The organism is Dorea phocaeensis (assembly GCF_900240315.1).
Taxonomy (GTDB): Bacteria; Bacillota; Clostridia; order Lachnospirales; family Lachnospiraceae; genus Dorea_B; species Dorea_B phocaeensis.
In genome coordinates, this window is record NZ_OEPZ01000006.1 from 87,918 (window position 1) to 101,563 (window position 13,646).

The window sequence follows — 13,646 nt, forward strand, 5'->3', positions numbered from 1 at the left end:
TTTTTTATAACACATAAAACGATGTACAGACCTTTTCTCCCGACCTGCACATCGTTCTTTACTTAGTTAGACTTACTCTTACGTGCCATTATCACACTCTGGATTACGAGGAACAGACACAGCATTGCTGCAACTGTAATTCCTGTCCACCATGCCTGATCAAGTCCGGCAGAAGATACAATATTCTGAATTGTACTCAGTGACATAACACCGAAGAAGGTTCCGATAATGTTACCTACACCTCCGGTCAGAAGTGTTCCACCGATAATGGATGACGCAATTGCGTTCATTTCCATACCTGTTGCATGGGATGGAGCTCCTGAACCTACGTGAAGGAAGTATACATATCCTCCGATTCCTGCCAAAAGTCCACAAAGCAGGTGCGCGATAAAGCGTGTTTTCTTTACATTGATACCAAGCATCAATGCGCTCTGTCCATTTCCACCTACTGCGTAGAAGCTTCTTCCAAGCTTAGTGTAACGCAGTGCGAAGAATAATGCGATTACTAAAACTACGGCTACGATTACACCGATCTCTACATAAGCGTCTACATATTTGCCAACTCTGTTGACTGTTCCAATTCCCGGAACAATCACACGAGTATCTTTTAATGCCACAAATGCTTCATTCTCTACGTTGAATGGGTTTGTATGTACAATCGTTGTCATACCACGGGCAAAGAACATTCCTGCCAATGATACGATGAACGGCTGGATGTCAAGGTATGCTACCAGATATCCTTGAACCAGACCAAATGCAAGACCGATACCAACTGCAATCAGAAGGGAAACGAATACATTTCCGCCCATCTTGTCAAGGTATACTGCACAACACATACTTACAAGAGCTGCTACACCACCGACAGAAATATCAATACTTCCCGTGATCATAACCAAACTCATTCCACAAGACGCGATCAAAAGCGCTGCATTGGCATTTAAGATATTAAAGAATGTCTGTGGTTTTAAGAAACCACCGCCCTGGAATACAATTGCTCCGATATACATCAGGAAGAATACAATCACGGTAATCATCAGAAGCAGATTTGTATCTGACATGTTTTTCAATCTATTCTTACCGGTTGCTGTCTTATTCATTTTAGCCATTTTAAGCAACCTCCTTTGCCTGTGGTTTTAACTTCTTTGCCAAACCGGCAAATTTCTTTCTTACGACCGGAGCACTGCTGACAACAAGTGCAATAACAACGACTGCCTTATATGCAGAAAGTGCTGCAGAATCTACGTTGAACTTGTAAAGTGTTGTTGTCAGGAACTGAATTACGTATGCACCTAAGATAGAAGCAGCCATGTTGAACTTACCACCACTTAATGCGTTACCACCAAGCGCTACTGCAAGGATTGCATCCATCTCGATATCTTTTGCGATAACAGAGTAGTTGATGGAAGACAGACGGCTTACCTTGATCAGACCTACAACAGCTACACACAATCCTAAGATTACGAAAGCCAGGAATTTGATGAATGCAGGGTTCAAACCATTTAATCTGGAAGAACTTGCATTGATACCTACTGCCTGTGTATATAATCCAAGGTTCGTGTATTTCAGAGCTAATCCTGTGACTAATACACAAATCAGCATAATAAATACCGGTGTTGGAATCGGAATTCCAGGGATAAATCCACCGTATACTCCAAAGGACTCTTCACTGATTACCGGCAGCTCATTGTTGTTTATCCAAGCTGCGATAGAACGACCTGCTGTAAATAAAATCAGCGTTGCGATCATTGGCTGAATATTAAACTTTGCAACCAAAAGTCCGTTAAATGCACCACATGCCATTGCTGCCAGACATGCTACTAAAAATGCTACGATTACTGGTGCCTGTAATGTCTCTGGACGAGAGTTTGTTCCGCAAAGTACACGAAGAATAACGGAACCTGCGATAGCTACTGTCGCACCCACACTGATATCCTGTCCACCGGAAGCCGCTGTAACAAGCGTCATACCGATTGCAAGAATTGCAAGCTCTGAACCGTAGTCCAGAATTGTGATCAGATAACCAGACAGAACTGGATTTCCAGCGCTGTTAACATCCATTGTAACTTTATAGAAAGACGGATCTACGATCAGGTTAAATAACGCAAGAAGCACCAATGCCACGATCGGAATGAAGATCTGTTTTCCTCTCATTTTATTTGTAATGTTCTTCATAATTAATTGTCACCTCCGGCAATTGTTGCCATAATACCGCTCTGCGTCAACTCATCACCGGTCAGTTCTCCAACGACCTTGCGGTCGCGCATAACAACCAGACGAGAACAGGTACGGAGCATCTCATCCGTCTCAGAAGAGATAAATGTAACACTCATACCTTCTGAAGCAAGCTTCAATACTAATTTCTGAATTTCTACTTTTGTACCTACGTCGATACCTCTTGTAGGCTCATCCAAGATCAAGTACTCCGGATGGGTCAGAAGCCAGCGTGCAAGAATTACTTTCTGCTGGTTACCACCGGACAATGCTTTGATCGGAGTATCTGCAGATGCAGTTTTGATTTCCAGAAGTTTGATATATTCTTCTGCGAATTTATTCTTCTCAGCTTTAGAGAATGGACGGAAGAATCCACGCAGTACCTGTGCTGCAAGGATAATGTTGTCTCTTACAGACATATCTCCAACGATACCATCCAGCTTCCGGTCTTCCGGCAGGTATGCAATTCCCTGTTTCATTGCATCTAATGGTTTGGAAATCTTTACTTCTTTTCCATTCTTCTTTAACTTACCATGAATAACTCTGTCAGCTCCAAAGATTGCACGAACACATTCACTACGTCCGGAACCGAGAAGTCCGGTAAAGCCGTTAACCTCTCCCTTCTTAATATAGAAGTCAAACGGTTTGATTCCTGCGTTACTCTGCAGTCCTTCTGCTTCAAAGAGTGACTCTCCACTGTCTTTTCCTTCATATACTTTCTGTTCGCCCTTGATATCGGACATATCATCTAATTCCTTACCAAGCATCGTTGCAACAAGCTTCACTCTTGGCAGGTCCTTGATTTCATATTCACCGACAAGCTTACCATCTCTTAAGACTGTAATCTTATCACATACCTCGTATACCTGATCCAGGAAGTGGGTTACGAAGATAATACCAACTCCTTTTGCTTTCAGGTCACGCATCAATACGAAGAGCTTCTCTACTTCCTGTTCGTCCAGAGAAGAGGTTGGCTCATCTAAAATTAAAACTTTACAATCCATATCAACAGCACGGGCAATTGCTACCATCTGCTGAATTGCGATTGAACAGCTTGATAACTGCTGTGTTGCTTTCGCTGGAATATCGAGGGATTTGAGGATCTTATCTGCATCCTCATTCATCTTCTTCCAGTTCGCGCAGACTCCTTTTCCACGTCCGATATACATGTTCTCTGCTACAGAGAGATTCGGACATAATGTAATCTCCTGATATACAGTACTGATACCAAGATTCTGAGCATCCTGAGGGGAGCGGATTACTGCCGCCTTATCAAGACCTTTCAGATAAATTTCTCCTTCGTCTTTCTCATACACTCCGGTTAACACCTTAATCAGAGTCGATTTTCCGGCTCCATTTTCGCCCATCAACGCGTGGATCTCACCCTCACACAATGTAAAATCTACTGCCTGCAGCGCACGGACACCGGGAAAGCTCTTGTGTATATTTCTCATTTCCAATACAGATTTCTCTTTCACCAGCGTATTCACCTCTTTACCTTTATTTGCTGTGTCACCTTTCACAGTAACACAGGCGCGGTAACCCCGCGCCTGTTAACAGTCACTTAGACACCATTTACTTCATATCCAAATTAGATTCCGTATGTATCAACATCTTCCTGTGTGATTGTTGTAGCATCAAATCCTTTTTCTTCCATGACGATTGTCTTCTCTTCGATTTCTTCACCCTTTTCGATCTTCTGGATTACTTCATCGATATATTTAGCCTGGAATGGGTTACACTGTCCATCGTAGTTCCAGTTCTGAGCAAGCAGTTCTTCTAATGCCCACTTGTTGCAGTCGAATCCCATGATAACAACGTCCTTGCCAACTCCGTGAGACATGTTTGCTTTGTCAAGAGCTGCTACAGCACCTTTTGCCATATCGTCGTTCTCAGCGTAGATTACGTTGAACTTCTGTCCTGCATCGATAGCGGACTGAACGATCTGCTGTGCTTTCTCTGCGTTCCACTCTGCTGTCTGCTGTGTAACGATGTTCCATCCTTCTTCTTTTGCCATAACATCTAATGCTTCAGAACGTCCCTTCTGTGCAGCAGATCCCATAACTCCCTGAAGGTGAATGATGTTGTACTCGCTAAGCTCCTGATCTTTCAACCATGTAGCTGCTGTCTCACCTTCTTTTTTCATATCAGATACGATAGATGCTTCGTAAAGCTCTTCGTCTGCATCGATTGTACGGTCGAACAGGACAACTCTTGTTCCAGCATCCTGAGCATCTTTCAGTACAGAATCCCATCCAGATGTATCAGCTGCGGATAACAGTAAGTAGTCAACACCGTCCTGAATGAATTTCTGAGCTGCTGTGATCTGCTCATCGTTCTTAAGGCTGTATGCGAAAGAAGCATCATATCCATTCTCTTTTGTGAACATTTCTTTTAAGTCTTTGTCGTTTGCTGTACGGAATCCAGACTCGTTAGGGTCGTTGTTGATGATACCAACTTTGATCAGACCGCCATCTTTTCCGCCGTCTTTTGCTTCTTCAGCTGGCTCTTCTTTTCCGCCACATCCCATTGCCATTGTTGCAACCATTGCTGAGCATAACAATACGCTTACGATTTTTCTTTTCATTGTGAAAATCCTCCCTTTATATAGTTTCTCTTTTTTTGCCCGGTACTTTTGTTTTCCGTTCCGGTTGTTGAGATTAATATACGGAATTTTTCACATTTTTGAAACCAGCTATCTTCTGTAAAAGGTTTATATTTTTTTTATTTTTTTATTTTTTTGTGTTTTTTTACGAAAATTTTGTGTTTTTTTTAGATGGAATCATAATAGTTGCTTCCGTCCCTACATTTTCCTCGCTTTCAATCTCTAAGCCGTACTCTTCTCCGTAATAATACTTGATCCTCTGATTTACATTTGCCAGTCCAAAGCTGTCGCTGCCTCTCTGCTCAATCGGTGTTTCTATATTCTCTCTTAACGCCTTAAGCGTCTCTGGCGGCATTCCTTTTCCATTATCTTCCACCTTGAATACCAGACAGCTTCCTTCCTGATATCCCCAGACACGAATCCGGCTCTTCCCTCTTTTCTTCTTCACACCATGATAGAGGGCATTTTCCACTAACGGCTGTAAGAGAAGCTTCGGAATCATACATTCTGAGATTTCTTTTTCCATTTCAATCTCATACTCCATGATATCCTGATAGCGAAAGCCCTGAATCTTCAGGTAGCTTTCTATATGGGAACGCTCTTCCCTTACCGTCATAAAATCCTTTCCTGCTGCCAGCATCGTCCGAAAGAAATCGGACAAATCTGTTACCATAGAAATAACATCTTCACTTCGGTCGTCCTCTGCCAGCCACACAATGGAGTCCAACGTATTGTAAAGAAAATGAGGATTGATCTGCTCCTGCAAAAGCCTGGTTTCAACCAAATGCAGATTCTTCTCTTTCTCCTTAATATTTTCCACCAGCGTTCCGATCTCTTCCGTCATATTATTAAAGCTGTCTGACAGTACCTGAACTTCCCGGATATTAGCATTGCCCGCCCGCGCGGTAAAATCTCCTTCTCCTACTTTTTCTGTCTGATCGCACAGATTCTGAATCGGCTCTGTAATGCTTTCAAACGCCCGCATCGTCAATACAACCGCCAGATAAACGGCTTCTGCCGCAACCAGCAGGCACAGAAGCAGAACCCTTATATTTCGCTTCTCCTGCAGGATGGAGATCTGCTGAAGCTGCGCCGTCTCCACACGGATATATTCTCGAATGCCTTCATCGATAATCGTTGTCAGCATATAGATATTATCTTCCAGATACTGCATATTTTCTTCATAGACTCCGCTTCCCTGAATCATATCTTCCAGCGTCTCCAAATTAAGTTCCAGCACATTCAGTGTGTTAGAAAGTCTTCGGATCTGATTCTGATTCATATCCACGGCCGTCATATCCGACAGTTCCCTGCATCCGCTTCGCAAATCCTCTATGGCTTCATAAGGATTGACCGTCACTACACCGTTGACCATGATCTCTCCGTCTCCGAGATCCTGGAACTCTTCTTTCTGTACAACGGCAAGATAGGTGCTGTAATCCATCGATTCTTTAAAATTCAAACGGTCGTTTGCATAGGTAATACTCTTGGTAATCTCTGAATAAGTAGCGGTCGCGCTGATCATTGAATGGATACTGTACACCAGCGCAAAAAACATCGGAAGAAACACCGCCAGCGCGATGATAACCAGCTTTGTATTCAGCGATATTTTCTTCTTTTCCTTCATATGTCTATCCCTTCCCGGCAATTTTCTTCCTTTCTATTACTGACTTTTTCGCCTTGCCCGATACTCTTTCGGAGAACAGCCCTGGGTTTTCTTGAAAATGTAACTGAAATAATGCGGATCTCGATATCCCACTTCATAGCCAACCTCTGACGTCTTCATCGCAGAACACATCAACAGTTCCTTCGCTTTGTTCATTCTTACCTCCGTCAGATACTCCACAAAGGTCTGTCCTACTTCTTTACTGAAGATAGAACTGAAATAACTCGGACTCATGCCTACACGCACCGCCACTGTATTTAAGGAAATTTCTTCCGACATATACTTCTTCTCAATCTCTTCCTTCGCCGTGGCAATCAGGTCTGAATAGCGTCTTCCGCTTGCCCGGTCACGAATTTCAATCGCTTTTAGCAGAAGCTGTTCAATAACTCCTCTCATCTCGCCAAATGCATCCGCCCTGGCAGCCGATGCCTGCAGATCCTGAACTTCCTTCTCCACTTCTTCACCTGCCGACAACTTCTCGCAAAACGACATGATTACGATACCGATATCCATCACCACATACTGCCTTACCATAGCAGAGCGCATATGATCTTTCTCCAACTGCGCCATATAAGCCTCGCAGAAGGTCCCCACTTCTTCTCTCGTACCTCTGTTCAAGAATTTCTCTAAGATTGCCCGGGACTGTCCTACCTGTACGAATCCCTTCACCGGAACCTCTTCTTCATCCTGACTTCCCAGATCTTCCATCGAAAGAATCTGTTTTGGCTTCTCTGTAAATCTTGCCGCGAAAACTTTGTCCGCCTCCCGGAAAGAATCCTTAAGATTCCGGAGACGATCGACGCACATTCCGATTCCACCGAAGTATTCCATATCCTTCCAGGAATCCATCACGCAGTGGAGGCGGTTACTAAAGCTTCGGATTCGTTCTTTCATCTGTTCTTCATCTTCTGCCAGAAGGAGAAATGTCCATCCGGAAATTCCCCGCCGGAACAGATACAACGCATCCGTTCTGTTTGCCTCTTCTTCTATCTTCTCACTTGCCCGAACAATCTGTTCCAATACCGTCTTATCATCCGCGCTCATCAAAATCTTGAACAGGCAGACCGCGTAGCATGGGGCGCTTAGATTCATGCCATACTTTTTCCCTTCTTCCACCGCTTCTGCCATAGACATCTCATTTAGAATCAGCCGATCAAAGAACTTTGCCTTCTCATTTTCCGTATTCTCCTGCATGTCTTTCGAGTACCGAATCAGAAGTTCCTTCTCTTCACGATCATGCCAGATGCTTTCCTTCACCTGATTTAGAACTTCCAAAAGATTCGCTGAGGAAATCGGCTTCAGAAGATAATCCGTCACTCCGATCCGAATCGCTTCCTTCGCATATTGAAATTCATCGTAGCCGCTTAAGATCAGAATCTTAATATCTGGAAGCTCTTCTTTCACCAGACGGCTTAACTCCAGACCGTCCATGAACGGCATACGGATATCCGTAATCAGAATATCCGGCTTCTCTTTTAAAATCAGCGGATAAGCAAGTTCCCCGTCACTTGCCTCGCCCACAAAATCATAGCCTTCTTCTTCCCATTTGATTCCTTTCTTCACTCCGTTTCGGATAATCATCTCATCTTCTACCAGAAACACCTTAATTCCACTCATCTTTTTGCTCTCTCCCTATTCTCTTCCCAGTCATTTCACTTTTTCTGCTTCAGATTCTCTGCTTCGGATCTAATATCCTCGTTTTTGCACGATGGATTCCGTTACTGTCTGCACGGTGTACTCCTTCCCGCCCAGCATGATCTGCATATCCTCTGGCATACTATAGAAAGTCTCTTCCGGGACGTACATCTCTTTCTGCCATAACTCATTTGTTTCCAACAGGTGAATCACTTTCTCCACATATTCCCCATGCCAGGGATTACATTCTCCGTTGATCAAGATCTCCTTGTGAAGTGTTCTGCGAAGGCCTTCCCTTGTCGCATCAAAAGAAATGATCTGGATATCGCCTCCTGGTCCTACCGTTTTCCCCGCATCCCGGATTGCATCGATTGCTCCAAACGCTTCATTATCATTTTCACAATATACAAAATTAATATTATCGTGCTCCAAAAGCATCTTCGACATCACTTCATAGGCCTTCGCTTCCGTATACTCTCCAGATTCCTGCTCCAGAAGGTTCCACCCGTACTTCTGCGCTGCATCTTCCAATGCATTCGTTCTTCCGATCTGGGCGGTAGCCCCTAAAGTTCCCTGAATATTTACAATATTCACCTCAGGAATCTGCTGTTCGTCCACATACGCCTTCATCACTTTACACGCCTTCTGCCCTTCCAAATAAAAATTAGAGCCAATCCAGGCTGCATACAGGCTGGAATCCTTAACCGCCACCTTTCGGTCAATGATAATCACAGGAATCTCTGCTCGCTTCGCTTCTTCCAGCACCGTGTCCCATCCGCTCTCTACCACCGGAGAGAACACAATGTAATCCACCTCCTGCTGGATAAATTTACGAATTGCCTTAATCTGGTCTGACTGCTTCTGTTTTGCGTCTTCAAAAATCAAATCATATCCCCGCTCCGGTGTAAACGTCCGCTTCATTGAAATCGAATTCGCACTTCTCCAGTCGGACTCTGCTCCCACCTGAGAAAATCCAATCGTAGTCAAAGAGTCTTTCTCGCCGTTTTTCCATATTTCCGTCTGTTTACCAGATACCTCTACCATTGAAACCGCTACAATCAGAATCGCTGCTGCCAAAACCACTCCGATTGCCGTCGTTAATATCTTCCGTCTCATTCCTATTCCTCCGTATCGCTCCAGGTGAATCTGTATCTCCCCAGGCGTCTGTTCCTACGGTTCTATTTTAGAGGGAAAAGCTGAAATATTCAACTATAGAAAATCGGTTTTCATAAGAAAAAGACCGGGGCGCTCTACGCGTCCCGGCCTTTCCCTTTTGTATAAAGCCTGATTATTCTGATCGAAATGTCAAATCCAAAGCTTCTAGCTGTGTTTCTTACGGTAAACAACTACGCCTGCAGCTACCACTGCTACTACCATACATCCAACTAAGATACCAAACGGAGCGGTATCGCCTGTCTTCACAGAACCAGTTCCTTTTCCATTTGTTGTACCTGGTTTGCCAGTTGTGCTTCCCGGCTTTCCGTCGGTACCGGTTCCTGGTTTGCCTGGCTCAGTAGAAACAGGTTTCAGCGCATCTTTTGCTTTGTTCAGCTCTGTCAGCGCATTTGCAATGTCTTCTTCTGTTGCATTCTCATCCTTCAGAACGTCTTTCGCATGATTCAATGCATTCTGATAAGCTTCCCAGCTATCCTTGGTGTACTTATCTTTCTCAGAATCTGGAATTGCATTGTCTACTGCATTCTGCAGATCTTCCTTGCTTGGTTTTTCCGGCTCTGGATTCACTGCTGTGTCTTCTAATGCAGCCTGAAGTGCTTTGTATGCATTGTAAACTTCTGTCTGTGTTGCAGCTTCATTTGCAAGAACTTCCTGTGCATCTGCAATTGCCTGCTGAAGTGCTGCCCACTGCTCTTCGGTATAGTCATCCTGACTTGGTACTTGATCGCCAGTTGTTACAGCGTCTACCAGAGCCTGAAGAGCATCCTTATTTACAACAGATGCATTATCTTCTACTTTTACATAAGCATGATATCTGTAGTTGTAAGCATCGTACATTGGATAGAACTGTAATCCGTTGGTTGTAAGGTGTGGTACCTGCTCAGAATCAGCTCCTGTTACTACGCTGATAGAGTCTTCCAGGTTGTCGCTTAATGCAACGGTATACCAGTTCATCGGTGTGTAAGAATCTCTCTCATCTTTTGCTACCATAACCAGTGGTCCATACATAACGGATGCAACGGTACTTCCGTCTACTTTGTCCGGAGTCTTGTCAAGGTGAAGTGTATATGGCATATGAATGGTTACCACGTCTCCATCTTTCCATGTACGGTTGATCTCTACGTATGTGCTTACTTCTGGATTGGTGCAGATAGTCTCACCATTTACCTGAACCTCAAATCCCTTGGTTGCCCAGTAAGGAACTCGAAGCTTCATAGCAAATTCGCCAGAACCCTTCACTGTTAATTTAGAGTGCTCGGATGGGAATTTGGTCTCCTGTTTTACAGTGATTCCCTTCTCTGCCCAGTTCAGAGTTGTTGGCATATACTGGTTTACATACAGTGTGTTGGCAGATTTTGCGTAAGCTGCTGCCTGATATTTTACATGGTTTTCCATACCGGTTCCGTTACAGCAGGTAAATCCGCCGTAGTCAGAATCATAGCCTCTTCTCTGGCCCGGATCGATTGGAAGCATGTATGTTGTTCCGTTGTGCATGTAGTCTGTTGTATCATGGCTCTGAGATGCTGCGATCTGGTTGATCATAGTTCTCTCATAGTAATCCATGTACTCTGCCGCGTCTGGTTCATAGTTATATAAGTCTTTGGTAAGCTTCAGCATGTTGTATGCTGCACAGGTCTCGCAGTTCTCACCACGACCTCTGTTACCAAGAATAAAGTTACCCTGCTGATATGGTTTCTGGAATTTCTCTCCGGTTCCCACACCACCGATGGAGTAAGCATAACGCTGTGTTACGATGTTCCAGAAGTTCCGTGCTGTATTATAGTAAGCTACGTCTCCTGTTGCTGCATACTCGTGAACCGCACCTACGATTCTTGGAATATGCTGGTTGGCATGTTTGTCCTGAACTACGTCAACATTTGCCGCCAGATCTGCGAACCATGTCTTATGGTCAAATAATGCTGCTGCTTCCTGGTAGCGGTCTTCATGTGTGATCTCATACAGTCTTGCAAGAGATTCATTCATACCACCGTACTCACCGGCGATGTACATTGCCCACATGTTCTCACGCTGTTCCTCTGTAGTACAGCCTTCCAGTCTTAAGTAAATCCAGTCGCCGATTCCCTTTGCTACTTCCAGAGCTTCTTCATTTCCGCCGTATTCGTAGCAGTCGATCATACCAGCTTCAATTTTGTGAAGTGTATAGTATGGAGCCCAGATGGTTGCATATGGTGTATACTGCTCTAAGAGTGCGAACTGGTCTGGAGAATAAGCACTTAAGAAGCCTTCTCCCCATGTAGATGGATCTTTGCTCCACTTGTTCTGTGCCGCATCGGATGGTGTACACTGAGTTACGAATTTTGCCGGATCACCCTTGGACATATCCTGTAACTTCTTCAATTCAGTTACCATGTAATCCATCTTTTCTTTGTAAACTGCCTCTCCTGTTGATGCATAAGCCTGTGCCAGTGCAGACAGGAAGTGACCGGTAGAGTGTCCTCTTAAGAGTCCGGTTGGCTCTTCCCATCCGGTCAGAGGCTGTGCGCCCTTGGTATCAGCGCCAAAGGTTTTTCTGAAGTTATAAAGCATTCTGTCTGCATCCATAACCTTCAGATATTCTAAGTCACGTGCCATATTCTGTCCGAAGATGGTGTCCGTTCCATCCAGATGGATATCGCTTAAGCTAAACTCTGTTGTTACCGTTGCCGGCGCCTCAGATGTCGTATCTGTTACAGTTACGGTTGCCTTTACTTCTACGTCGTAATCAACAATCGTTCCAGTTACTTCTACCTTGTCACCTGCTGTTGCAAACTGATCTGCTGCCAGATCGATTGGCCATGTAACCTTCTCTTTTCCGGTTGTGCCATCTTCATAAGTAACGTCTACGGTAGCCGGAAGATAAGGAAGCGTATTCTTAACTGTCTTAACTTCCACTGCCTTTACATCTACAATGTCTGTCTTCTCATAAATCGGCATTACGGTTGCAACGAATTCTTTGGTCACAGATTTGTCGCCATAGGAAATCGTTGCAGTTAAGGTTACTTCTGCTTTATCTCCGATTGGTCTTGTCACCGTACCGTCTGTTGCGATCACTTCCGGATTGGAGCTTTCCCATGCGATTGTAGAACCTAATTCTCCTTCTGTTGGAAGGGTAAGATTGTCTCTAACAGAAGAAAGTCCGCTAAGAACCAGAGCCTCTGCATCACCGTTTACAATCTCTTCTGCGGTCAGGTTCTGTTTTACCGTTACTTTGAATACCTTTGTATCCGTTACGTCACCAGATGTGAGAGTTGCGGTCAGTGTTACCACTGCATCGCCTTCTCCTGCTTCCGGTCTGGTTACCTTACCGTCTTTTCCAATGACTGCTTCGTTATCACTTGTCCAGCTGATATCAGATCCTGCTGCTCCCTTTGTCGGAAGAATCAGATCAGAAGTCACTTCGCTGACATCTCCAAGATCCAGCCATTCTTTGTCACGTTTTACCTTCTCTTCATCAGGAACTGCGAACTTATCTTCAACCTGTTCCTGTGTCATAGCATAGTCGTAGATCTTAAAGTCTGCAACCATACCATTTAAAATATCATTCTTGAACTGACCATAACCGATCAACGCATTATTCGCGCCCTTTAATACGGAAAGGTCTGCCTGTGTCTTCTCTGTTCCGATCAGGACACCGTCCTCATAGAGAGACATCTCTTTCTCAGAACCATCAAAAGTAACGGTTGTGAAGATCCATTCATCAGTGGCTAACGCCTTCCCTTTCTCTGGTCCCTTCTCATCGCCCCAGCCGCTGTTGGTTAAAGCTGCTGTGTATCCTTTGTGTCCCTCATTGGAACCGTCTGCCAGAAGATACATATAAGTTGTGGTATTGAACTGACCCTTGTCATTCTTAAATCCAAAATCCCAGATTCTCTGATAAGAGCCCCATGCTTCTTTCATATTTACCCAGCAGCTGACTGTTATATCTTCCAGATCATTGAAGACACCAACCGGAAGCTCTACATAAGTATTCGTATTGCTTGGCTGTCCTCCAAGGAATTTGTATGCAGTCTGATCTGCTCCGTAAATATTAACGTCCTCTGTCGTTACCTGAGACCCTGTCGGACGGATTACTCCCGCTTTTCCGTTACCGCTTAAGTCTTCTACGATGGTTCCTGTCTTCAAACTTTTAAAGTCATAGTGAAGAATCAGTCCATCTTCTGCCGCTTTGGCATCCTTCTCTCCGGCTGCCAGCGCCTGGATGCTGGTCATCGGAAGGGATGTCGCTGTGATGGCGCATACCGCGCCCAGGGCAAGTCCTTTCTTTGCCCATCTCTTAAAACCTTTCATTTCATCTACCCTTTCCCTTTCTATAGATTTCGGTTTTGATTTCTTTCACACTTCCTCGATCGCCCC

Annotated in this window: 8 protein-coding genes; all 8 read right to left on the reverse strand. The window is 44.4% G+C overall.

Translation table 11 applies throughout. The annotated features are described in order from the left end of the window. Nucleotides 1-62: 62 nt before the first annotated feature. On the reverse strand, nt 63-1,106 hold the full coding sequence (locus tag C0979_RS11325) for an ABC transporter permease (protein ID WP_101696099.1): 1,044 nt from the start codon (nt 1,104-1,106) through the stop codon (nt 63-65). 1 nt (nt 1,107) lies between these two features. Further along, on the reverse strand, nt 1,108-2,172 hold the full coding sequence (locus C0979_RS11330) for an ABC transporter permease (RefSeq protein WP_101696100.1): 1,065 nt from the start codon (nt 2,170-2,172) through the stop codon (nt 1,108-1,110). Nucleotides 2,173-2,174: 2 nt separating this feature from the next. Next, a complete protein-coding gene (locus C0979_RS11335; protein WP_101696115.1) occupies nt 2,175-3,665 on the reverse strand; it encodes a sugar ABC transporter ATP-binding protein in 1,491 nt (496 codons plus the stop codon). Between the two features lie 137 nt (nt 3,666-3,802). Then, the gene (locus C0979_RS11340) at nt 3,803-4,798 is read right to left on the reverse strand and encodes an ABC transporter substrate-binding protein (protein ID WP_101696101.1); all 996 of its coding nucleotides are present in this window, start codon (nt 4,796-4,798) and stop codon (nt 3,803-3,805) included. Nucleotides 4,799-4,961: 163 nt separating this feature from the next. Further along, nucleotides 4,962-6,443: a sensor histidine kinase gene (locus C0979_RS11345; protein WP_242962700.1), complete on the reverse strand. Its 1,482-nt coding sequence runs from the start codon at nt 6,441-6,443 to the stop codon at nt 4,962-4,964. Between the two features lie 36 nt (nt 6,444-6,479). Continuing rightward, the gene (locus C0979_RS11350; RefSeq protein WP_101696102.1) at nt 6,480-8,099 is read right to left on the reverse strand and encodes a response regulator; all 1,620 of its coding nucleotides are present in this window, start codon (nt 8,097-8,099) and stop codon (nt 6,480-6,482) included. A gap of 69 nt (nt 8,100-8,168) precedes the next feature. After that, complete coding sequence (locus C0979_RS11355; RefSeq protein ID WP_242962701.1) at nt 8,169-9,233, reverse strand: ABC transporter substrate-binding protein; 1,065 nt, start codon at nt 9,231-9,233, stop codon at nt 8,169-8,171. Between the two features lie 204 nt (nt 9,234-9,437). Further along, nucleotides 9,438-13,580, reverse strand: a complete 4,143-nt coding sequence (locus C0979_RS11360; RefSeq protein ID WP_101696103.1) for a beta-L-arabinofuranosidase domain-containing protein — start codon at nt 13,578-13,580, stop codon at nt 9,438-9,440. Between the last annotated feature and the right edge of the window lie 66 nt (nt 13,581-13,646).

Excerpts from the sequence above, each read along its gene's own strand:
- C0979_RS11325 (WP_101696099.1), bottom strand. The coding sequence starts at position 1,106 with ATGGCTAAAATGAATAAGACAGCAACCGGTAAGAATAGATTGAAAAAC.
- C0979_RS11330 (WP_101696100.1), bottom strand. The coding sequence starts at position 2,172 with ATGAAGAACATTACAAATAAAATGAGAGGAAAACAGATCTTCATTCCG.
- C0979_RS11335 (WP_101696115.1), bottom strand. The coding sequence starts at position 3,665 with ATGAGAAATATACACAAGAGCTTTCCCGGTGTCCGTGCGCTGCAGGCA.
- C0979_RS11340 (WP_101696101.1), bottom strand. The coding sequence starts at position 4,798 with ATGAAAAGAAAAATCGTAAGCGTATTGTTATGCTCAGCAATGGTTGCA.
- C0979_RS11345 (WP_242962700.1), bottom strand. The coding sequence starts at position 6,443 with ATGAAGGAAAAGAAGAAAATATCGCTGAATACAAAGCTGGTTATCATC.
- C0979_RS11350 (WP_101696102.1), bottom strand. The coding sequence starts at position 8,099 with ATGAGTGGAATTAAGGTGTTTCTGGTAGAAGATGAGATGATTATCCGA.
- C0979_RS11355 (WP_242962701.1), bottom strand. The coding sequence starts at position 9,233 with ATGAGACGGAAGATATTAACGACGGCAATCGGAGTGGTTTTGGCAGCA.
- C0979_RS11360 (WP_101696103.1), bottom strand. The coding sequence starts at position 13,580 with ATGAAAGGTTTTAAGAGATGGGCAAAGAAAGGACTTGCCCTGGGCGCG.